This is a genomic window from Candidatus Cybelea sp. (assembly GCA_036489315.1).
In the GTDB taxonomy this organism is placed as follows: domain Bacteria; phylum Vulcanimicrobiota; class Vulcanimicrobiia; order Vulcanimicrobiales; family Vulcanimicrobiaceae; genus Cybelea.
On record DASXFZ010000026.1, the window covers coordinates 56,912 to 78,183 of the forward strand.

Annotated in this window: 23 protein-coding genes and 1 tRNA gene; 15 read left to right on the top strand and 9 right to left on the bottom strand. The window is 65.1% G+C overall.

Annotated elements, in window-relative coordinates; translation table 11 throughout:
• The first annotated feature begins 7 nt into the window (after positions 1–7).
• The 3 genes from VGG51_06780 to VGG51_06790 all read left to right on the top strand — a co-directional run bounded on the left by VGG51_06780 (position 8) and on the right by VGG51_06790 (position 4,856).
• The gene (locus tag VGG51_06780) at positions 8–2,353 is read left to right on the top strand and encodes an endonuclease MutS2 (protein HEY1882727.1); all 2,346 of its coding nucleotides are present in this window, start codon (positions 8–10) and stop codon (positions 2,351–2,353) included.
• Positions 2,350–3,531 (top strand): tyrosine--tRNA ligase, encoded by a 1,182-nt coding sequence (tyrS, locus tag VGG51_06785; GenBank protein ID HEY1882728.1) that lies wholly within the window; start codon positions 2,350–2,352, stop codon positions 3,529–3,531. The genes VGG51_06780 and tyrS overlap by 4 nt, the downstream gene beginning before the upstream one ends.
• A gap of 140 nt (positions 3,532–3,671) precedes the next feature.
• Positions 3,672–4,856: a choice-of-anchor tandem repeat GloVer-containing protein gene (locus VGG51_06790; GenBank protein ID HEY1882729.1), complete on the top strand. Its 1,185-nt coding sequence runs from the start codon at positions 3,672–3,674 to the stop codon at positions 4,854–4,856.
• 20 nt (positions 4,857–4,876) lie between these two features.
• On the opposite strand, the gene hslO is transcribed toward VGG51_06790, so the two are convergent.
• Positions 4,877–5,761, bottom strand: coding sequence for an Hsp33 family molecular chaperone HslO (hslO, locus tag VGG51_06795; protein ID HEY1882730.1), 885 nt, complete (start codon positions 5,759–5,761; stop codon positions 4,877–4,879).
• Between the two features lie 52 nt (positions 5,762–5,813).
• On the opposite strand from hslO, the gene aroQ reads away from it, so the two are divergent.
• From aroQ to VGG51_06825, 6 genes are all read left to right on the top strand, one after another.
• Positions 5,814–6,248, top strand: a complete 435-nt coding sequence (gene aroQ / locus VGG51_06800) for a type II 3-dehydroquinate dehydratase (GenBank protein HEY1882731.1) — start codon at positions 5,814–5,816, stop codon at positions 6,246–6,248.
• 61 nt (positions 6,249–6,309) lie between these two features.
• Positions 6,310–6,624 (top strand): HU family DNA-binding protein, encoded by a 315-nt coding sequence (locus VGG51_06805; GenBank protein ID HEY1882732.1) that lies wholly within the window; start codon positions 6,310–6,312, stop codon positions 6,622–6,624.
• A tRNA-Pro gene (locus tag VGG51_06810) sits at positions 6,615–6,689 on the top strand. Before VGG51_06805 ends, VGG51_06810 begins: the two co-directional genes overlap by 10 nt.
• A gap of 91 nt (positions 6,690–6,780) precedes the next feature.
• On the top strand, positions 6,781–7,080 hold the full coding sequence (locus VGG51_06815; GenBank protein ID HEY1882733.1) for a hypothetical protein: 300 nt from the start codon (positions 6,781–6,783) through the stop codon (positions 7,078–7,080).
• Between the two features lie 189 nt (positions 7,081–7,269).
• Entirely contained in the window at positions 7,270–8,571 is a 1,302-nt protein-coding gene (locus VGG51_06820; GenBank protein HEY1882734.1) for an alkaline phosphatase family protein, read from the top strand.
• A 1-nt stretch (position 8,572) separates the two neighbouring features.
• Positions 8,573–9,997, top strand: a complete 1,425-nt coding sequence (locus VGG51_06825) for an alkaline phosphatase family protein (GenBank protein HEY1882735.1) — start codon at positions 8,573–8,575, stop codon at positions 9,995–9,997.
• Here VGG51_06825 and VGG51_06830 read toward each other — a convergent pair.
• A complete protein-coding gene (locus VGG51_06830; GenBank protein ID HEY1882736.1) occupies positions 9,898–11,949 on the bottom strand; it encodes an aspartyl protease family protein in 2,052 nt (683 codons plus the stop codon). The two genes, VGG51_06825 and VGG51_06830, sit on opposite strands and share 100 nt — an antisense overlap.
• A 59-nt stretch (positions 11,950–12,008) precedes the next feature.
• Here VGG51_06830 and VGG51_06835 point away from each other — a divergent pair, with 59 nt between their 5' ends.
• Positions 12,009–12,449, top strand: a complete 441-nt coding sequence (locus VGG51_06835) for a hypothetical protein (GenBank protein ID HEY1882737.1) — start codon at positions 12,009–12,011, stop codon at positions 12,447–12,449.
• Here VGG51_06835 and VGG51_06840 read toward each other — a convergent pair.
• The 3 genes from VGG51_06840 to VGG51_06850 form a co-directional block, all read right to left on the bottom strand.
• Positions 12,446–13,432 (bottom strand): hypothetical protein, encoded by a 987-nt coding sequence (locus VGG51_06840; GenBank protein ID HEY1882738.1) that lies wholly within the window; start codon positions 13,430–13,432, stop codon positions 12,446–12,448. The two genes, VGG51_06835 and VGG51_06840, sit on opposite strands and share 4 nt — an antisense overlap.
• A 20-nt stretch (positions 13,433–13,452) precedes the next feature.
• On the bottom strand, positions 13,453–14,481 hold the full coding sequence (locus VGG51_06845; GenBank protein HEY1882739.1) for a hypothetical protein: 1,029 nt from the start codon (positions 14,479–14,481) through the stop codon (positions 13,453–13,455).
• Between the two features lie 82 nt (positions 14,482–14,563).
• Positions 14,564–14,923, bottom strand: coding sequence for a hypothetical protein (locus tag VGG51_06850; GenBank protein HEY1882740.1), 360 nt, complete (start codon positions 14,921–14,923; stop codon positions 14,564–14,566).
• A gap of 63 nt (positions 14,924–14,986) precedes the next feature.
• Between VGG51_06850 and VGG51_06855 the strand changes: the two genes are divergently transcribed.
• Genes VGG51_06855 through VGG51_06865 form a run of 3 tightly spaced genes read left to right on the top strand, consistent with a single transcriptional unit; the run spans position 14,987 to position 16,865 of the window.
• Entirely contained in the window at positions 14,987–15,409 is a 423-nt protein-coding gene (locus VGG51_06855; GenBank protein HEY1882741.1) for a ribonuclease HI family protein, read from the top strand.
• Positions 15,406–16,059: a hypothetical protein gene (locus VGG51_06860; protein HEY1882742.1), complete on the top strand. Its 654-nt coding sequence runs from the start codon at positions 15,406–15,408 to the stop codon at positions 16,057–16,059. The genes VGG51_06855 and VGG51_06860 overlap by 4 nt, the downstream gene beginning before the upstream one ends.
• Positions 16,056–16,865, top strand: a complete 810-nt coding sequence (locus VGG51_06865) for a polysaccharide deacetylase family protein (GenBank protein HEY1882743.1) — start codon at positions 16,056–16,058, stop codon at positions 16,863–16,865. Before VGG51_06860 ends, VGG51_06865 begins: the two co-directional genes overlap by 4 nt.
• On the opposite strand, the gene VGG51_06870 is transcribed toward VGG51_06865, so the two are convergent.
• Entirely contained in the window at positions 16,834–17,142 is a 309-nt protein-coding gene (locus tag VGG51_06870; protein HEY1882744.1) for a DUF3465 domain-containing protein, read from the bottom strand. The two genes, VGG51_06865 and VGG51_06870, sit on opposite strands and share 32 nt — an antisense overlap.
• 35 nt (positions 17,143–17,177) lie before the next feature.
• On the opposite strand from VGG51_06870, the gene VGG51_06875 reads away from it, so the two are divergent.
• Complete coding sequence (locus VGG51_06875) at positions 17,178–17,753, top strand: GNAT family N-acetyltransferase (protein ID HEY1882745.1); 576 nt, start codon at positions 17,178–17,180, stop codon at positions 17,751–17,753.
• Here VGG51_06875 and VGG51_06880 read toward each other — a convergent pair.
• From VGG51_06880 to VGG51_06890, 3 genes are read right to left on the bottom strand one after another with little or no spacing between them, the layout of a single operon-like run.
• A complete protein-coding gene (locus VGG51_06880) occupies positions 17,722–18,219 on the bottom strand; it encodes an NUDIX domain-containing protein (GenBank protein HEY1882746.1) in 498 nt (165 codons plus the stop codon). The genes VGG51_06875 and VGG51_06880 overlap by 32 nt on opposite strands.
• Complete coding sequence (locus tag VGG51_06885; protein ID HEY1882747.1) at positions 18,216–19,247, bottom strand: glycosyltransferase family 1 protein; 1,032 nt, start codon at positions 19,245–19,247, stop codon at positions 18,216–18,218. The genes VGG51_06880 and VGG51_06885 overlap by 4 nt, the downstream gene beginning before the upstream one ends.
• A complete protein-coding gene (locus VGG51_06890; GenBank protein ID HEY1882748.1) occupies positions 19,244–20,296 on the bottom strand; it encodes a glycosyltransferase family 1 protein in 1,053 nt (350 codons plus the stop codon). The genes VGG51_06885 and VGG51_06890 overlap by 4 nt, the downstream gene beginning before the upstream one ends.
• A 57-nt stretch (positions 20,297–20,353) precedes the next feature.
• On the opposite strand from VGG51_06890, the gene VGG51_06895 reads away from it, so the two are divergent.
• On the top strand, positions 20,354–21,241 hold the full coding sequence (locus tag VGG51_06895) for a hypothetical protein (GenBank protein HEY1882749.1): 888 nt from the start codon (positions 20,354–20,356) through the stop codon (positions 21,239–21,241).
• The last annotated feature ends 31 nt before the right edge of the window (positions 21,242–21,272 follow it).

Sequence of the window (21,272 nt, forward strand, 5' to 3'; positions counted from 1 at the left end):
GATTCCGATGAGCCTCGCAGATGCTCGCACCCTCGACGCGCTCGACTTCGCGCGAGTGCGCGAGCGTGTCGTCTCCGCGACGCGGACGCAGCGCGGTCGTGCGTTGGCCAACGATCTGCTGCCCGATGCGGATTTTGCGATCGTGCGCCGGGAGCAGCTGCGCACCGAAGCGATGCGCTCGCTCGCGGCGAGCGCCGACGTCACGATCATGCCGGCGATCGACACGGCGCCCTACACCGAAGCCGCGCAGGTCGGCCGAACGCTCGCCGCGGCGGAGCTGCGTTCGGTCGGCGATGCGCTGGCAGCGGCCGCCGCCGCGCACAAGGCGGTGCGCGAGCATCCGGACTTAGCCTCGGTCGTCGCGCCCTACACGCCGTTGCGCGAGCTGGCGCATTCGCTCGTCGACGCGATCGACGAACGCGGCACGGTTCTGGATCGTGCATCGCATGCGCTGGGGCGGATCCGGCGCAGCCTCGTTGCGGCGCAAGGCGAGGCGCGCGATCGCATCTCTTCGATCCTCAACGGCGCCAAGTACGCCAAAGCGATTCAGGACCGCGTGGTCACGATTCGCAACGGGCGCTTCGTCATTCCGATTAAGGCGGAGTTTGCCGGCAGCCTGCCCAGCATCGTGCACGATACCAGCTCGAGCGGCCAGACGCTCTTCGTCGAGCCGCTGTCGGCGCTCGACAGCAACAACCGCGTGCGCACGCTGCAGATCGAAGAGGAGCGCGAGGTGCAGCGCGTTCTGCAGGTACTCTCCGCGCAAGTCGGCGCACGCGCGGCCGAGGTCGAGGCGAACGTCGAAGTGCTCGCAACGCTCGATCTGCTCGCGGCGAAGGCCGAACTGGCGCGCCGCGGCGGCGGCGTGATGCCCGAGCTGAGCGACGAGCCGAGTTTGATCGTCGACAATGGCCGGCACCCTTTGCTCGATTCGCGTGCGGTGCCGCAGTCGCTGCGGCTCGACGACGCGACGCGGCTGCTGGTGATCAGCGGCCCGAACATGGGAGGCAAGACCGTCGCGCTGAAGATGGCCGGGCTCTACGTCGTCATGGCGTATTGCGGACTGCAGCTGCCGGCCGGCGGGGCGACGTGCATCGGGCGCTTCGAGCGCGTGGTCGCCGATATCGGCGACGAGCAGTCGCTGGCGGCCAACGCGTCGACCTTCTCCGCGCACTTACAGCGCATGCGCGAGATCCTCGAAGATGCCGGCTCGCGCACCTTGGCGATCGTCGATGAAATCGGCGGCGGCACCGAACCCGCGGCGGGCACGGCGCTCGCGGTCGCGATGCTCGAACGGCTGCTGGCATGCGGCGCGAAAGCGATCGTTTCGACGCACTCCACGGAGCTCAAGCTTTTCGCGCACTCCACGCCCGGCGTCGCCAACGCGAGCGTTCGCTTCGACTCGACAACCTTTCAGCCAACCTTCGAGCTCGACATCGGCGCGCCGGGGCAGTCGCTGGCGTTTCCGCTCGCGACGCGTCTGGGTCTTTCCGAGGCAATCGTCGCGCGCGCGACCGAGTTGATGGAGGATCGCGAGCGCGATTACGAAGCGGCGCTTGCCGAGCTTTCGCTGCGCAACAGCGAGCTGCGGGAGTCGCGAACGCGCTTGGAGGGCGAACGCCGAGCGGTCGCCGTGCAGGGCGAGTCGCTGCGGCACGATCGGGACGAGCTCGATGCGCAGCGGCGCCGCTTCGGCGCGAACGCCGAAGAGCGTTTGGCGCAGGGTCTGCGCGATTTCACCCGCGAGCTGCAGCGGCGCGCCGACGAATCGTCAGAACACGGTGCGCGACGGCGCGCGCGCGTGACGCCGGGGCAGACGGCGGCGCTGGCTCAAACGATCGAAGCGATCCGTCAGGATCTCGGCATCCGCCCCGAAGCGCAGCGCGCGCAGGACGATCAAACCTTTGCGCTCGGCGATCGCGTGCGGATTCGCTCGCTCGATCAAGAAGCCGTCGTTTCGGAGGACTGGGACGAAAGGTTGCTCGTTTCGATCGGTTCAATGAAGATGATGGTGGAGAAAAGCGATGTCACGCGTTTGGGGGCGCCTCCCAAACGCGCGCGGTCGAGCGCCGTCACCGCCGATACGCGGATGGCGGCGGCTGGTAGAAGCGTCGCGTCGCTCGACGTACGGGGAAAGCGTTACGCCGAAGCCGAGCCGCTGGTCGAACGCTGGATCGACGATGCGCTGCTTGCGGGTAACCTCGAGTTGCGGCTGATTCACGGTAAGGGAACCGGCATGTTGGGGCGCGGCCTGCAGGAGTATCTTCGCGGTCATGCGGCGGTGACGAGCTACCGCTACGGTAACGAAGAGGAGGGATCCAGCGGCGTGACGATCCTGGAGCTGCGCGGGTGACGGCGGCCGAACTGCTCGACGGTTTCGATCACGTCGAGACCGTTGCCGATTTCGAGCAACGGCTCAAGCTGGGGCGTCCGCTTCGGGTCAAGCTGGGAATCGACCCGACGAGCCCCGATCTTCACCTCGGCTTTATGGTGGTTCTGAATCAGCTGCAGCGCTTCGCGCAAGCGGGGCACCATGTGACGCTGATCATCGGCGATTTCACCGCGCGCATCGGGGATCCGAGCGGACGAAACGTCACGCGTCCGCAGCTTTCGCAAGAAGAGATCGAGGCGAACATGCAGACCTACACCGAGCAGGCCGGCAAGGTGCTCGATCTGGAGCGCATCGAGATTCGCTACAACTCCGAATGGCTCGACAAGCTCGGCTTCAGCGATCTGGTGAAGCTGCTGGCGAAGGCGACCATCGCGCAAATGCTCGAGCGCAACGACTTTCACGAGCGTTTCGAGGCCGGCGCGCCGATCTCGCTGCACGAGCTGCTCTATCCGGTGGCGCAGGCCTATGATTCGGTGGCGATCGAAGCCGATGTGGAGCTCGGCGGGACGGATCAACTCTTCAACCTGCTTCTCGGCCGCCACTTTCAGCGCGAGTTCGGGCAGCTGCCGCAGATTTGCGCGACCGTGCCGCTGCTCGTTGGCCTCGACGGCGAGAAGAAGATGAGCAAGTCACTCGGCAACTACGTCGGCGTCGGGGAATCTGCGACCGAGCAGTTTGGGAAGCTGATGAGAATCTCCGACGAGCTGCTTCCGGCATACGCGCGGTACGCGGCGTTCCGCTCCTCGGGAGATTCGGCTAAGCTCGACGACGACATCGCCGCCGGGCGCGTGAAAGCGATGGATGAGAAGAAGCGGCTTGCGGAAGAAATTGTGGCGCGCTATCACGGTGCGGGTGAGGCTGCGGCAGCGCGCGATTTCTTCGAGCGCACCGTCCAGCGCAAAGAGATTCCAACGGAGAACCTGCCGGAGATCGAGCTGGGCGATTGCAAGCGCGTCAGCGAACTTCTCGTCAAGGCGGGTTTTGCCGAAAGCAAACGCGCCGCCGAACGATTGATTTCCGGCGGCGGCGTGAAGATCGACGGCGAACCGGTGAAAGAAGCGAATCAGCCGTGGAATACTACCGAGCCGGCCGTCTTGTCGGTAGGCTCCCGCAGGTTCGTCCGCATTCTGCGCTCTTAGGGAGGCGCAAACGGCCTAACCCGTGGGCCGAGCGGCCGAACAGGCGCGAGGGCCTTTTGCTCAAAAAGGCGCTCGATAAGGGTTTTTCGGAGGTAAGGCCGCGCAAATGAAGGATGTTCTCCCGAAAGGGAGGGCCACTTATGAAGCCGGTTGCTGCTGTATTTTTTTTGATTGCGCTCGCCGCGTGTTCGCGACCGTCCACGCCGGCGCTAATTCCTGACGCACCGGCGAGCGCGGGCGCCGCAAGAACCAGCGCCGGTTTTAGCACGCTCGTGCAGTTTAAAGGAAGCAATGGCTGTACTCCGATCGGCGGACTCGTCGCTGCGGGAACGACGCTGTACGGAACCACGACCTGCGGCGGGGCGCACCATAAAGGAAACATATTCCGGGTCGATATCAGCGGAAAGAAGTTTCACGTCGTGCGTGATTTCGGCAGGGCCGAGCAAGGAACGAGTTCAACGCTGCTGCTTGTCGGGCGCACGCTTTACGGGACGGCATCGCAAGGCGGGCCCAAGGGCTACGGCAGCGTCTATAGCATCGGTCTAAACGGCAAGGTGAACTGGGTCAAGGGTTTCACCGAGGCGGCACACCCCTATGGCGGATTAACGGAACTCAACGGTGAGTTCTATGGAACGACTGTCAACGGCGGCGGTTTCGGGTCCTGCGGAGTCTTAGGGTGTGGCACCGTATTCAAAACCGGACCGTCCGGGGAACCAACGACCATCTATAGCTTCGGGCACACGGCCATCGGCCCAGCCAATCCCTATGGGCGCCTCTCCGTTTACGACGGCGCGCTTTACGGCACGACGAAGCTTGGCGGCCTGTATAACACGGGCACGGTCTTTCGCGTGACCACCAGCGGCCAAGAGGGCATGGTCTTCGGCTTTGGCGATTACAACGGCGGGGTGTCGCCGTCCGGCGCTCTGGCGATCGTTAAGGGCCCTCGCTTCTACGGAACGACCGAAACGGGCGGCAAGTTCCGGCAGGGGAGTGTTTATCGTGACCCTGGGTATGGACGGCCCTGGGGATATAGCTTCGGTGCGTCGTCGAACGATGGGGCGCAGCCTGAAGGGGGTGTCATCCGTATGGGAGGTGCCGTCTACGGCACCACTTCGGCGGGCGGCGACGCCGGTTGTGGAACGATTTTCGAGATTACCGGTAAACGGGCTGCGTCGATTGTGGAGCGGGTACTCCATCGCTTTGCGGGGAGTGCCGACGGCTGTCATCCGATGTCGGAGCTGACGCCGGTAAATGGGGTTCTTTACGGCACGACCTCGAGCGGCGGCGCGAACAACGGCGGCACGGTTTTTGCACTGAAACCATAAGCTCGCTGTAGGGCGGCAGCTCATGACACTCGAGCGGACAGCTCCCTTACCTCATCCGCGGTAAACACGTATTCGGTTTTGCAGTATTCGCAGGTGGCTTCGGTGAGGTCGCGTTCGCGGGTGAGAGCGAGCAGTTCGTCGGCGCCCAGGCCGAGCAGCACCGCTTCGACCTTCGCGCGAGTGCAGCGGCACGCGAAGCGCACATCGAGCGGGCGGATGGCGCGCAGTTCCGTGTCGCCGGCGATCGAACGCAGCAGCGCCTCGGCATCGGCGCCCTGCGAAATTTGCTGCGTGACCGGCGGCATCGCGACGGCGCGTGCTTCGAGCGCCGCGAGCAGCTTTTCGTCGGCACCGGGCAGCGCTTGCGCGATAATACCGCCGGCGGCAATGACGCCGTTGGGATTCGCCAGCACGCCCAGCGCGACGATGCTGGGAATCTGTTCGGATTGCGCGAGGTAGGCGGCTAGATCTTCGGCGATCTCGCCGCTTGCCAGCGGAACGACGCCGACGTACGGCTGCCCGACATCGGTCGAGCGCGTCACTTGAAGGGAACCTTTCCCAACCGCGCCCGCAACGTTGAACTTGCCGCGCTCGTCGACGGGAAGCTCTACTTGCCCGTTGCGCGCGTAGCCGCGCGCGCCGATCGTCTGTTCGTCGAGAAACCATGCGTCGGCCGCAATATTCCCGAGCGGCCCGTCGCCGGCGATCTGCAGCGAAATTCGCTCGTTGCCCTTGAGATTGGCGGCCAGAAGCGCGGCGCCGGTTGCTAATCGCCCGACCGCGGCCGTGGCCGTCGGCCAAAGGTCGTGCCGATCGCGGATCTCGCCGACGAGACCGGTCGTAATGGCGGCGGTGATCGCGATGCCGGCGTCGACCGCGGAGGCGGCGAGGATTCTGTCGGGCATGAGCGCCTCTGGGGCAAAGGCTCGCGCTTTTCCTCCAAAGAAGGGCCCAACGATGCGCGTTTTGGTTTTACACGGGCCAAATCTGGATCTGCTCGGCGAGCGAGAGCCGGAGCTCTACGGAACGCAAACACTCGAGGAACTCAACGGCGCGATTCTTCTGGCCGCGAAGGAGTTCCATTTCGAGGTTCGCTGCGAGCAGTACAACGGCGAAGGCCGCCTGATCGACGCGCTGCACGCCGCTCGCAAAACCGATGCCGGCGTCGTCATCAACCCCGGCGCCTACGCGCACTATTCGTACGCGATCGCCGACGCGATCGCCGCGATCCGCATCCCCGTCGTCGAAGTGCACCTGTCGAACGTCGCCGCCCGAGAGGAATTTCGCCGAACGAGCGTGACGGCGGCAGCCTGCCGGGGAGTCGTGACCGGCCTCGGCGCGGCCGGCTACATCCTCGCGCTGCGCGCGCTCGCGGAAATTCTCGCCGCCTGAAGGCAGCCGAGCCACGCTGTTGAACGATTGCTCCTCTCCGAGCCGAGTAGGAGATGCGACGTTGACAAAAGCAGATGTCGTCGACGCCGTCGCCATAGAGGCTGAGCTCTCCAGGCGAAAGGCTGGCGAAATAGTAGACTTGATCCTCAACGAGATCAAGGGAGCGCTCCTGAAAGGCGACCGCGTCGCGCTAAATCCTTTCGGGAGCTTCGTCGTGCGCTCGCGCAAGGCTCGTGCCGGACGCAATCCGAAAACCGGAGAGCCGATTAACATCCCGTCACGAAAGGTTCCGGCCTTCGTCGCCGGAAAATCGCTCAAGGACGCGATCGGCGGCAACCGCTCGCGCAGGAAGCGGAAAAAAGCCAACGGGCTGTAGCGAAGCTTGGTTATCGCGCTAGTCTGGGGGACTAGAGATCGCTGGTTCGAATCCAGTCAGCCCGAGATTAATCCGGCCAGAACTTTAGACGAGTTTTGGCCGTTTCTATTTAAGCGGTAAGGGGTTCGCACGCCGGCCCGCCCGAAGGCCCATTGTATGAAGATCGGGACCCTCGAGATGAAGATCGCGCGCGTTGAGGGATTTCAAGTGAGGATTCGCACGTCGGACGGCCGCGATATTCGCTCGGACCGCGAAGGGATGCCGCCCTGGCCCTATGAAAAGGCCGCGCGCGACCGCTGGTCGGTCGCTCGCGACCGCTGGTCGGTCGCTCGCTGGAAGCAAGAGCGCTTTGTTAGCCTCTATCCGGGATTTGGTGTAGACGTGCTCGATGGCGATGGAACGCCCGTCGAGTTCGGGCAAACGCTGCTGGAGAGCGTTCGCGAAAGTTATGATTGACCCAGGTCAACGCAGCCGCTTGCGAGACCAAGTAAACCGCGCCTAGGCGAAGAAGAGGGGGAGGCTTCCCATCAGCAACGGAGATCGTATATGCCTTCTCGAGTATCGTTTCTTGTCGGAGTCCTTCTTACAATCTCGCTAAGCTTGACCGCATGCGGCGGCAGTTCACACTCAGCCGTGGTCCCGAATGTGGCCGATGGCGGACACAAGAAGACCGGGTCGACCCCGATCCAGCACATCGTCGTGATGGTACAAGAGAATCGTACGTTCAATACGCTCTTCGCGACGTTCCCCGGCGCGACCGGCACGACCACCGGGCTGCAGCGCATCGGCAAAGGCAAGAAGGCCAAGACCGTTACCGTCAATCTCGCCGAAGTGAACTTAGAGAGCAAGCGGAACCTCAACCATTTGTACGTCTCGTATCGCATCGCCTATCGAGGCGGTAATATGGACGCCTTCAATCAGATCATTTACACGAGCAACGGCAAACCGGAAGGCAACAAGCCCTACGTTTACGTCAACCCAGCACAGGTGCAACCGTACTGGACCATCGCGACGCAGTACGGTCTTGCCGACATGATGTTCCAAACGCAAGGCAGCGGCAGCTTTACCGCACACCAGGATCTGATCCGCGGCGGCACGGCGATCGATCCAACGGAGAGCCTGATCGACGATCCGACGTCGTCGGCGGCGTGGGGCTGCAACGCCCGGCCGGGGACCAAGACCAACCTGATTACGACAAAGCTCGTCTACGAACACGTCAAGGGCCCGTTTCCGTGTACGAGCGACTTCCCGTCCTCGGGCGCCAACTACGAGACGCTAGCGGATCTCTTCGCGAAGGCCGGTATTACGTGGAAGTACTACGCGCCCCCCGAAAAGCTGGGCACCCCGGGCGCCCTCTGGAACGGCTTTGCAGTGATCAGTTCGCTGTTCAACAATCCGAGCGAGTGGAACCAGCACGTCATCAGTCCGCCGCAGCAAGTCATCACCGATGCGCAGAACGGCAAGCTGCCGCAGGTCGCGTGGGTGATCCCCGATGCGATCAACTCCGATCACCCCGCCTACGGCTCCGACAAGGGCCCGTCGTGGGTGGCGCAGGTCGTCAACGGGATCGGCCAGAGCCCGGCCTGGAGCTCGACGGCCATCATTGTCGTGTGGGACGACTGGGGCGGCTTCTACGACGAAGTCAAGCCGCCCAAACTCGATAAACAAGGGGGCCCGGGCTTCCGCGTCGGCATGATCGTTGCCTCGCCGTACGTTCCGGCAAACGAAATTTCGCACACCGCGTACGGCTTCGGCAGCATCATCCGGTACATCGAAGACAACTGGAATCTCGGTTCGCTCGGCACGACCGATGCGACCTCGACAAGCATCGCCGATATGTTCAACTACGGCCAGAAGCCGCGGAAGTTCAAACTCATTCCCGCGAAGTACTCGCGCGAGTTCTTCCTGCACCAGAAGCCTTCCGGCTTACCGCTCGACGACCAATAAGTTGAGCCTCCGGTTTGCCGCCGTTGCAAGCTTCGCCGCCGTCCTCGCGGGCTGCGGCGGTACGGCAACCGGAGCGCTCGCCCCGTTTTCGCGGATGCCTCCCCACGCGCAGCAGAGCTCCCCGATCGCGCACGTCGTCGTCATCGTGCAGGAGAACCGCAGCTTCGACAATTTGTTTGCCACGTTCCCCGGCGCCGACGGCACGACGATGGGCCTAGAAAAAGTGCGCGAGGGCGGCAAGTACGTGGTGAAATCGATCGCGCTGCATCAGAGCGCGCTCGTGATGAATACCGATATCGGCCACTGCCGCTACTCGTTCGTGACGGCGAAGGACGGCGGGAAGATGGACGCGTTCAACCTCGAGCCAAAGGGCGTCTGCCCGCGCGGCTCGAGCGGCGGCGGGCCGACGATCGGCACGATTGCTTATCAGTACGTCAATCCCAAACAGATCGCGCCCTACTGGGATCTCGCCAAACAGTACGTGCTCGGCGACCACCTCTTCCAGACGCAAGGCAGCGGGAGTTTTACCGCGCATCAGGACCTGATCCGCGGCAACACGCAGATCGCCGTGGGCAAGAGCCTGGTCGACACGCCGACCGGAATGCCCTGGGGCTGCGACTCGTCGAAGACGGCGCGCACCGATCTGCTCACGAGCGAGCTGAAGTTCGAGGAGGATAAGGGGCCGCGCCCCTGCACGACCAACTTTCCCTCAATGGGCAGCGCCTATGCGACGCTGCGCGATCTGCTCGACGCCAAAGGCGTCTCGTGGAAGTACTACTCGCCGTGCTTCGTGGCGAGCCCGGGCTGCGGCAACGGCTGCACGCAGTGCGCGGGTGCGCTGCTCAACGCGTTCGACGTGATCGCACCCGTCCGCAACGGCAGCGAGTGGGGAACCAACGTCTCGATGCCGCAAACCAAGATCTTCGACGATATTTCGAATGGCACGCTGCCCGCCGTTGCTTGGGTGATTCCGACCAACAACGATTCGGACCATCCAGGCACGCTGGTCGATCGCGGTCCGCAGTGGGTTGCGAGCATCGTCAACGCGATCGGTAAGAGTGCGTATTGGAAGAGCTCGGCGATCGTTGTCGTCTGGGATGACTGGGGCGGCCTGTACGATCACGTAAAACCGCCGCTGCTCGATGAGAAAGGCGGCCTGGGCTTTCGCGTCCCCCTGCTCGTCGTCTCGCCCTACGTGCCCAAAGGCGCGATCTCGCACACGCGGTATGAGTTCGGCAGCATCCTGAAGTACATCGAACAGAACTGGGCGCTGGGCTCGCTCAAGACGACCGACCAGCGTTCGACGAGCATCCTCAACGTCTTCAACTACAAACAGTCGCCGCGCGCGTTTACGCCGATCCCGTCGCAGCTCTCGCCCGAGTTCTTCCGCCGCGAACCGCCGTCGGACGGCGGCGACCCCGAGTAGCCGCCTTTTCGCAGTTGGTCGAGCACCTGCCCCAGATAATCCGGGACGCCCGCGCGTTGGTGCTGGTCGTAGGCAGCCTGATCGAAGAGCCAATCCGGCAGCGTTGCGGGCAGACCGATCTCGTCGTTCTGCACGTCGTACTGGAAGCGAATCGGGGCATCGTCGTAGTTCCAGAGCGATCGCGTAACGACCCACGCGCCGAGCACGGAGCGGAAATAGACGGTCGCCTCGGTTGGGCTCAGCGGTGCGTTGGGAACCGGCCGGTACGTGCCGACGAAGTGCACCTTGAGCAGGTCGTACGTGGAGACGTCGATCCAGAGATCGCGCAGGTTGTGGACCTCGGGCCGATCGGTTGGATGCAGCTCGAGATGGTAGGCTTCGCGCCCGTCGATCGTTTCGACCGGCAGCGAGCCGTTCGGCGCGGCGCGAAACGTATAGGAAGGCTTGGCCGAGACGACGACGTGCGCGATAGTCTTGAGTCCGGCGATATCCGGAACCATCACGACGCCGTTGTCGCGCGGCGCGACGCGAACCGAGGAGCGCACGAGCCAGGCAAACGGGCCGAGAAACTCGGGCTCGATAAGCGCCGGCGGCAGCTTGCCGTTCGTGCCGGGGTCGCTGACGTTCTCCATCCCGTCGGAGAGCCGAACGGCGTAGCGGTGCGTCTCGACCGACGACGATTCGCCCGAATAGTAGCCCATCGGGTGCGCGCGGATGTGCCACGTCGCCGTCCAGATGGCGTACGGTGGAACCGGATACGACTGCAGTCGGCGAAAGGTCTCATCGAAAATCTGCGCCACCCCGACGGCGGCGGGTGCGGCTAAGACGATGCGCATCGCGTCGAAGTCGACCGTGAAGGCGTAGTTTCGCAGAAAGTCGTTGGAGATGATGCCCGAGGCGGTGAAGGGAAAGGCGTCGAGCGGCGATCCTTCCGGCGTGTAGAGCCCGGGAACGTCGTGCTGCACCGCCGATCCCACCGCGACGCGCGCGGCGCGCAGCGGCACGTCGACGACCGCGCCGCCGCCGCCGATGCCGACACCTTGGTGGGCGCTGTCGAGCGTGATGCGCGCGGCGGAAAGCAGCTTCGACGTCGGCATCAGGCCGCCGCCCGCGAGCCCGGAATCGAAGAGAAAGAGCCCGGGCGGCGCGTCGTTGACCTGCGCCTTCGCAAAGACGAAGTGATCGCCGACGAGATAGAAGGGCACGATCGTGTTTTTCGCCGCTGCGGCGTCAGCTTGGAACGCCGCCGAGACCTGCGCCGAGCGCGGCCGCAGAATCAGCGCCGCGTTGGGGTAGTCGATCGTTACCAAAAAACGCTCGAAGAGCGTCGTGCCGAGGATGCCGTCGATCTGCACCTTCGGAAAGAGCGACTCGGCGCGCGTCGGTAACACGTGCACCGGAACTTCGGCGGCCGTTGCTCCGCCGAGCGAGAGCGAGCGCAGCATGCCGTTCTGCACCGGCGCTTGTTTGTTGCCGGCAAACGTGCCGATGCTGCGGCCGTAGGGCGCGAGGCCGATGCGCTTGGCGAATACCGGGTCGACGATCACGTCGGCACCGGTATCGACGAGAAAGTTTGCCGCCGTGCCGTTGGCAACGACGCGCACGACCGGCAGCGGTGACGACGCTACAAACGGCACGCGCGTACTCCGGCCGCTGACCGTAGCGCTGCGATGCGCCTCTTCCTGACGACGATTGAGTTCGGCAAGCAGGCGGGTAGCGCGCGTGTTGTTTGGTTCTTTGGAGATCACCGCGAGGATCGGCGGTTCGGCGGCGCCGATGCGGTTTTCGTACAGCGCGACGGCGCCGACGCGCAGCTGCGCGTCGATGTCGCCGGGGTGGCTTTGCAGCCAAGCTCGATCGGCCGCCGCCGCCTGCGCGAATTCGCCGCTTGCAAAGAGCGGTTCTCCCGGCGACGCGAGCACCACGGCAAGCAAGGCGACGGCGCATCTCACGATAGCTTCATGTACTCACGTAAGGGCCGCGGACCCTCCGGCTCGAAGGCAGCCTGGTTATGATGCAGATTGCCGCCGTTTTGTTCCTCTCGGGTTTGCTTGCGCAGGCGGCACCCTCCGGCCCGCCGACCGCGGGCTTCACGACGTTCATCACCGACATTATCGCCGGGCGGATTCCGACCAACATCTCCGAGAGCATGAACTCGCAGTCGGAGGGGCTCTCGCGGGCTCGCCAAGCATTCGCGCAGCTCGGCACGTTCAAGCGGCTGCAGTTCGTTCGCGAAGAGAACATGCAAGGCTACCGCCGCTATCACTACACGGCAATCTTCCAAAAGAGCTCGCTGCACATCGTCTTTGTGACCGACTCCGAGGGCACGATCGTCGGCTTCTTCCCCGACCAGTCGCAGCAGCAACAGCAACAGCAGGGGGCGCCGCCGCAGGGGCCGCCGCAAGGGCCGCCGCAGTCGCCGCAGGACCCGTACGGCCCGCCGGCCGCTTAGAAGACCTGACCGTCGCTCAACGCCATGCCCTGAACGCTGCCATACGATTTGACGCGAATCTTCTCGTGCAGAACGTTCGGGCTGCCGTTGGGATTGAGCAGCGGATACGGTGATGAGAAGATCCGTCCCTCGGCGAAGCTCGAGACCCACAGCGAGTGCTGATCTCGGCTGATCGCGATCTGCGTTGGCGCGTCCCGCACGCCGACCACCAGCGTTGGTTCTTGATACCCGGGAGGAAAGACGTCGATGCGGTTCGTTCCGCCGGTCTCGACCGTGAGAATCGTTCCGCCCTCGGTAACGACGACGCTCTGCGGCTGATTGATGCTCATCCCTAAAATCGAGCCCTGCGACGAACCCGCGGCAAACTCTTCGATGCTGCCGGTGCCGTGCGGCGACGAGCGGTAGGCGACGTACAGGTTTCCTTGCGGGTCGAAATCTAAGCCGTCTGCCTCGACGCCGGGCGTCTGCAGTACTTGCGATGCTTGAGTCGTGCCCGCAGCGAACTCGACGACCGTGCCGTTGTCGGCATTGGTAACCCACAGATTGCCGCGGCTGTCGACAGCGGGATAGAGCGGCCGCTCGAGGTCTTGCGAGAACGACCGCGACGGTTCGGTTGCGCCGGGTGGATACTCGACGACCGAATTCCCATACTGGTTGGCGACGTAGAGATTGCCGTTACGATCCAGACAGACGCCGTACGCGGATTCGATGCCGTCGGTAATCTCGCCGAGCGGCGGCCGGTTCCGCTTTTCGGGGAAGATCAGCACCTTGTCGCCGTCGGTAACGTAGACCACGCGCTGCGTCGCCGCGTCGCGCGAGATCCAACCGTGCCCCTTCGGGCCGTGCGGCGCGACGCCGGCCGGCGAAGCCAACGGCGCCGGAGCATTGGATACAGCAGACGGCGTCGCCGAACCCGAGCAGGCGGCGAGCCCGGCAAGCGCCGGTGCGAGCACGGCGCAGGAGAAAAATCCCTTCGTGCGCATGAAAACGCTCCTTTCGCGCGTCAGCGCGCGACGCTGACGGCAGCGCCGTATGGCTTGTCGAGGTTTCCCAGCGAGAGCGTCGGATAGCCGCCCGCGGGATATTGATAGAGGAAAACGTCGTTCAAGTTCGCGTCGGGGCCGATCAGGCTGCCCGATCCGACCCAATAACCGACGACGTCCTGCGCGGCGGTAAGCACCGTCTTACCAACGATCTTTCCGCCGGCGCCGTTCGTCTGGTAAACCGCGGACGCGACCTTGTTTTGGTAGAGCTGGTCGCCGACGTCGACGTACTCGCCGTCCCATGCAATCGCGCCGGGATAGTTAATCGTCGCGTTGAGCGAGATCTTGTTTAATTTTTGCTGGCCGCGCAGCAGTTCGGCAAAGGCAAACCTCTTTGACGTGTCGAGGCCGTCAACGTAGAGGTTGCTGGCGGGGTCGAAGCCGGCGAAGAAGTAGTAAAAGATCTTCGGATCGTTGACGATCAGCGGCGGGCCCTTCGTTTGGTGATAGATGGCGACGTTTCCGGGTCCGCTCGCGGTCGAGAAGATGTTGGTCACGACCAGCGCGCCGGTGCGCGGATTCACCGCGCAGCCAAGGGGGTAATAGCCCGGATCGCCGAGCGTCTTGAGCGGCGCGGTTCCGCCGTGGGCGTACTCGACGAGGTTCTGCCCTAAATTGTTGGCAACCCAGATGTTGCCGTGGCGATCGGTGCAGATGCCGTCGGGGCCCTTGAGCCCCTTGAGCTCGCCCACGATCGTATTGTTCTTATAGACGATGACGTCGTTCGCGCGGTAGTTGGTGACGTACAGCAGGCCGCACGGCGGCAACTTGCCATTGTAACCGCAGGTCGCTGCCGACGGCAGCATCCAAGATTTGCCGCCGCTGGGCGTGCCGGCGGCCGGGTCGGCGAGCGCGCCGCTCCGAGGGACTGCCGGCTCGACCTCACGGCCGGAACCGCCCGCCGGGGCGACCTGGGCGCCCGTGCAGGCGCTCAAAAGAGCGGCGCCGATAATGACGGCCGCTCGCGCAAGAGAGTTCGTAGATGACATGAGGCGCGGCTCCTTTGCACCCCTCGAATGGGAGATCTAGACTACGACTCTAGTCATCTTTTTCCTCCGAACGGAGGCGCCGCTACTGCGTTCCGATCGTCTGATTGGCGTTGGTCAGCAGATAGATCTTGTCGGCGTGAGCCTGCCCGAGCGCCTTGCGATCGTAGATGATCCCGACGTACTGGCCGGCCTTGACCTTGCCCATCTGGTACGTCGTTTTGCCGTCGGCCGAAAAGACCTGATCGAACTTCGGAACGAGCAGGAAGCTCATCGTCTGTTTCGTCTTCGGATTCTGTACCTTGATATTGTTCGACGACACGTGCACCGTGATGCCGTAAAAGGTCGAGGTTCCGGCGGCCGAGACGGCCAGCGGGAACGTGCCGAGCAGCGAGATCGCAATGGCGGCGATGGCCGCACGCAGTAGGAACGGATGAGTTCTCATGTTCGGTGATGTACCCGCGGCGCGGGCGGTCTATGCCTCGCTACCGCCGAAGCCCGGCTCGCTATGGACGCGACACTCTTCGCCGACGGTGGTTCCCGCGGCAATCCCGGCCCGGCTGCAGGCGCGGCCGTCCTGCTCGACCCCGACGGCGAGACGATCGAAGAGATCCACGAGTACCTCGGGATCGCGACCAACAACGTCGCCGAATGGACCGGGCTGCTGCTTGGTTTGCAGGCTGCCCGCGCCCGTGGCATCCGCCGGCTGGCGGTGCGCCTCGATTCTGAGCTGGTCGTCAAGCAGCTGCGCGGCGAGTACCGGGTCAAGAATGCGGGCCTGGTGCCGCTCTACCAGCGCGCGCGGGCGCTGGTGCGCGGCTTCGAACTGATCGATATCAAGCACGTGCCGCGCAAGCAGAACGCGGCCGCCGACCGGCTCGTCAACCTCGCGCTCGATCTGCAGGCAGCGGCGGCTGAGGCGCAGGCGTGATGCGGCGCTTTCCTATCGGCATCCTCATCGTCGTCCTGGCCATTATTTTTATTATCCTCGGCTGGCGGATCTACGGCCCCGGCGAGATGGGGCGCTTCGGCCCCGCGATTCACGCGCAAAAAGCGCCGAGCGAACTCTACGCGCGGCTATTAATCCGCTACGCGAAGCCGCCGATCGCCGAGGAAGAGTACGACACGTCCGACGTCGAGGGCGTCTCCACGTTTTCGTACCGGATTCGCGGCTATGACGGACGCGAGATCTCGGTCAAAGCGCCGTTGGCGAAAGTCTACGACGTCAGCTTCTTTTTCGGCCGGCTCGTGCAGGACGGAATCTGGCAGCTCGAGGACAAGGCGCCGCGCCCCAACGCTAACGCCCACTACACCGTCTACGTTAAGCAGGTGGTGGACTACAAGCACGGCGACCGCACGGTGAGCTTTACCGATCCGAACTACTGGGCGACCAAGAGCGGCCAGTTCTACTCAATCGATCTCTCGAAGGGCGTTCCCAAAGACCTCGTGCACATGCAGAGCACGCAAATAGCCGACGCGCGATACGCGCAGATCGTCAAGGATTTTCGCGACTTCGGGCCCGACGAGTTCCGCGCGAACATCGCCAAAGCGCAGGCACGGATACGCGGCACGAAGCGTTGAGTCCGCGGCGGCGCTGGATCATCTGCTGGATCGCGATCCTCGCCGTGCTGGGCGCCGGTGCGTATGCGGCCTACCAAGTGCTGGAGAGCCCGAGCAGTCAAGTCTTCGGCAAGACGATCGTCAGCGGGCCGAAGAACCAGCGGGTCATCGCGCTCACCTACGACGACGGGCCGAACCCGCCGTATACCGACGAGCTGCTCTCGGTGCTGCGCGACGAGCACGTGCACGCGACGTTTTTCGTGGTCGGGCGCGCTGTCGCGGCCTATCCCGGCGTCGTGCGCCGCGAAGTCGCCGACGGCAACGCGATCGGCAATCATACGTGGAACCACGGCCACCTGCTGCTCTACGGAAGCGACAGCCTTCGCCGGACGCTCGAGCGCACGGATCGCGCGATCTACGCAGCCACCGGCGTGCACACCCGCCTCATGCGGCCGCCGTTTGGCGCGCGCGATTGGCTCGTGCTCGGCGAGGTGCGCCGGCTTGGCTACACGCCGGTGATGTGGTCGGTGCCGCTGGCCAACGACTGGGAGGATCCGCCGGCGCGGGTGATCGCGTCGCGCGTGCTGCGCTACGCGAGCGATGGCGCGATCATCGTTCTGCACGACGGTAATCGGGGAATCATCTGCAGTGATTCGCGCAGCGGACGGCGGCTCTGCGACCGCAGTGCCGACGTCGCGGCAACGCGCCTGATCGTCGATGCGCTCAAGGGCGAGGGCTATCAGTTCGTGACGATCCCGGAGCTTTTGCGCTTACCAGGGCACCGCGTGAAGGCGCTTACGCGTACAGCCTCCCGTGAAGCCGAATGAAGCCGTCGCGATGCAGGTGGGCCGGATCGTGATGCGTCCAATGCAGCACGGGCGGCCGCCCCGGATCGTGCACCAGCTCGCCCGCGACTTCGATGCGGTCGCCGGGCTTCACCGGGCAGCGCGGTGCGATGTCGACGTTGTCGACGACCTCAACCGTGCCGGCGCTGCTCGCGACGTCGAAGGCTTCGTGCATGCAGTGCGTCCGCGAGCCGTAGAAGAAGCGCGGTGCGGAAGAGACCGTTCCCGATATATCGACCCACATCGCCGGCACTATCACGCGCGCGCAGGCGAGCGGCAAGGCCGCGGCGCGCGGTGAGAACGATTCGTACCGCGCGCCTGCGGCTCGTCCCGGTCACGGTCGAGAACGCCGGCATCCTTTGGGAAGTTCTACAGGAGCCCGATCTGCGCGACTATCAGGATCTGCCCAATGTCAACCGCGCGCAGTTTCTGCGAGCCGTCGGTCAGCGCCCGACGCGCTTTGGCCCCGGCACGAGCGGCCGCTTCGAGTGGCTCGTGCACTTCGCCCAAGGCCAGAGCGAGCCGCTCGGCTGGGTGTCGCTGCGCGTTCAGGAAAACGACCGTACGAGCGCGGAGATCGGTTACAGCGTCGTACGCGTCTATCGCGGCCGCGGCATCGCCACCGAAGCGGTCGAAGCACTGATCGACGAAGGTTTCGAACGCGCCAGCCTGCGGCGCATTCGCGCGTATTGTCTACCCGAGAATCGCTCGTCGCGCGCGGTGCTGCGGCGCACCGGCTTCAGCGGCGACGGCACGCTGCCGCGCGGGGCGACGGTGCAAGGCAAACCCGTCGACGTGCTGGCGCACACCCTCGAGCGTGAAGAATGGGCGGCGGCCGTCAAGCCGAGTCGGAGAACCACTCAATCGTAATCCCGGCTTCCTGAAAGCCGGCGTAGCGGCGCTCGAGCGCGCCCTGCAGATAGGCGAGCAGCGGCTCACGCACGACCGCAACCACGATCCGCTCGCGCACCTCGCTCAAAGCCACCCACTCCACCCCAACAACATGATCTTCCACCCCCGCTGTCACCCTGAGCTTGTCGAAGGGCGGCTTGTCGAAGGACTGAAGCTTGTCGAACGACACGTGAAACGCTGCGTTGAGGAAATGGCGCTCGCCGTCGTAACTCTCACTGACGTAAGCTAGTTCGCCGGGGTGCACGCGCAGCTGCGTCTCTTCGTAAAACTCGCGGACGACGGTCTCGACGAGCAGTTCGCCGGGCTGCTGCCGTCCGCCGGGAAGATTCCATAACGGCTGCGGCTGGTTTGGGTAGCGCGACGCGACGAGCAAAATCCGGCCCTCACGGATCGCGATGCCGGTGGCGAGGTGGATCGTCGTCACAGCATCGCCTCGATGACGTCGAGCGTCTTCGCCGCGGTCTGCTCCCAGGTAAACGACGCGGCGCGCGGCGGCCCGCGCCGGCGCAAGCCCTGCGCGAACGGCGCGTCGCCGGTCACCCGCAGGATCGCCGCCGCCAGCTCTTCGGGCGAGCCGGGCGCGACGTAGTAGGCGGCGTCGCCGCCGGCCTCCGGAATCGACGCGGCGTTCGAGGCGACGACCGGCGCGCCGTAACTCATCCCCTCGAGCACCGGCAGCCCGAAGCCTTCGTATCGCGAGGGAAAGGCGAGCAGCGCGCAGGCGCGATAGAGCGCGGCCAGCGTCGCATCGTCGACGTGGCCGAGCTCGACCACCCGAACGCCCGCCGGCACCTCGAACTCACCGTGCAGCTGCGCGGTCGCGACGAGCGTGAGATCGGAACGCTCGCGCCCGACGAGCTCCATCGCGGAAAGCAGTGTGTCGAAGCCCTTGCGCCGTTCGGCCGCGCCCACGTAGAGGGCGAATGGGGCGAGCGCATCGACGTCGAGGGCGACCGGTTCGGCCGGGCGCGGCGGACGGACGCCGAGCGGAATCGGCGTGAGCCGCTCGGGCGCGATGCGAAGCTCGCGCGCGAGTTCGCGCTGCGCAAAGTAGGAATCGGTGATCAGCGCCCGGCAGCGCTGCGCCGCGCTTTCGAAGATTTTCTGCGTCGCCGGCGCGTAATCGGGCACGACGAAGTTCGACGCGTCGTGCAGCGTCGCGGCGGCGGGCAGCGTGAAGTTCGTCCAGCTGCAGCCGTTGAATGGAAACCAGAGCGCGTTTAAGCCGGCGCGCCCGTGGAGCGCACGCGAGACGACGCGATAGCGCCGCGCGTCGACTTCCCGCAAGTAGCGCCCGCGCACCGTCCAGCTATGCCACTCCGGGACGATCAGCGTTACCTCGACGCGCGCGCGCTCGCGCTCCCACCAGACGCGCAGGATCTCGCGCAGGTAGCGGCCGATGCCGCGCCGGTCGCCGGGAAGATTCCACGCGTCGACGCCGAGCCGAATCACGCGACGAGCGAATGAAAGAGCGCCGCGTGCTGCTGCGCGCTGCGATCCCAACTGAACTGCTCGACGCGTTCCAGCCCCGCCGCGCGCAGACGCGCGCGCAGATCGTCGTCGGAGACGATGCGCCGCAGCGCGGCGGCCCAGGCGGCCGCGTCGTCGGGCGGCGCGTAGAGGGCGGCGACGCCCGCGACCTCCGGCAACGAGCTGGCGTGCGAGGCGACGACCGGCGTGCCGCAGGCCATTGCCTCGAGCATCGGCATGCCGAACGTCTCGTGGTACGACGCCATCGCCAGCGCGAGCGCGCCGCGATAAGCGGCGCGCAGGGCTTCGCTGCGATCGGCGAGCAGATCGTCGCCGAGGTTGCCGATGTGCAGCACGCCCGGCAGCTGCGGGGCGCGCGGCCCGGCAACGGCGAGCAGCGGTGCGTCGCTGCCGCTCCAGGCCGCACGATACGCCTCGTAGAGCAAGTCGAAGTTCTTGCGCGGTTCGCCGATCGGATCGCCGATGAAGAGGAGGTAGCGCTGCCCCTGCAGCGCGGCGGGCAGCGGCTGCGGATCGCCTGGTGAGAACGCCGCTTCGACCCCGTGCGGAATGATCTCGATCTGCTCGAGGGGGACGGCGAGCAGCTCGTGCACTTCGTCGCGACCGAAGCGCGAGACGGCGATCACGCGCTCGGCGCGGCGGGCGGAGCGGAGAAACGGCAGCTGGGCGTGCTTGCGGCGCTGCGGGTCGGCGGCGGGGTAGCGGAACGGTACCGCGTCGTGGATCGTGGCGACCGCGGGCTGCGCCGAAGCAAAGAAGGTGCCGTTGGCGGGATGCCACACGAGATCGGCGTCGTGCGGCACGCGCCCGCGGACCTTGAAGTTTTCGTTGCCCAGCACGCGGGCGTACGCCGCACGGCGGCGCGCCGCAAAGAAGCCGTCGGCGAGCAGCGTGAGCGCGAGGTCGTCGCGCAGCACGAGGCGCCGCAGGATCGCACGCGCGTAACGCCCGATGCCGCGCGTATCCTCTGCGATGACGCGCGCGTCGACGGCCAGGCGCAGAGGCGGCATCACGCCCGCTTCGCGTACTCGGCGGAAACTCCGCCGCCGCGCGCGAAGCGCATATCGATGGGTCCGCCGAGCGTCGCCGCGCACTTGATTCTCGGTCCGCGCGAGGAGCCGTTCTTGGGCGCGATGCTCGCGTCGATCGCCGGCGCGGCGGGGATGCTGATCGTCAACGATAACGCGCCGGGGCCTTCACCGCACGCCGAAACGCTCGCTGCAAGCGCGTTTGGACGCCAGGGGCGCATCGTCGTCGACCGCACGCCGTTTACGACCTTCGCGCACGCGCGCAACGTATGTCTGCGCCTGCACGAGCAGCACGACGCGGGCGATTGGATCGCGTTCGTCGACGCCGACGAGGTGCACGGGCCGCAAGTTGCGCGCATCGCGCAACGCCTGGGCGCGGTGCCGGCGGAGTACGACTTCGTCGACGGCTACACGTGGCATTTCTTCGGTTCGTTCGACTACTACACGTCGATCGAGCGGCGGATGATGTTCTTCCGTTTCAAGCCCGAGTTGCGCTGGGAAGGCGCGGTGCACGAGCAGCTGATCGGCTTGAGCGGCAAACGCCTCGCCCTGCCCTACGTGTACGCGCACTACGGGCACACGCTGGCGCCGCGGCGGCACGCGGAAAAGGGCCGCCTGTACTCCTCCCTAGGGGCGCCGGGCGAAGTTCTGGAGGAGGCCGAACTCGATGGGTTCGATGTCGTGCGCTATTTCCGGCCCGTCTACCCGCGGCTGCTCCGATTCAGGGCCGAGCACCCGCCGGCGGCGCGCCCGGTCCTGGATCGCCTGCGGCCCGAATTGCGCGAAAATCACGAGATTACCCGGCAGGTCGTTCGCGGCCAGCCGCTTGCTACTAAAGCCCGGAACCTCATACGCCGATGTAATTATGAGGTACGGTGGCGGGGCCGATTCTTTGAATCGCTTAGTAGACGCCTGGTGGCGTCATAGGCAGCACTACGTTACGGCTGGTTGCATGTAT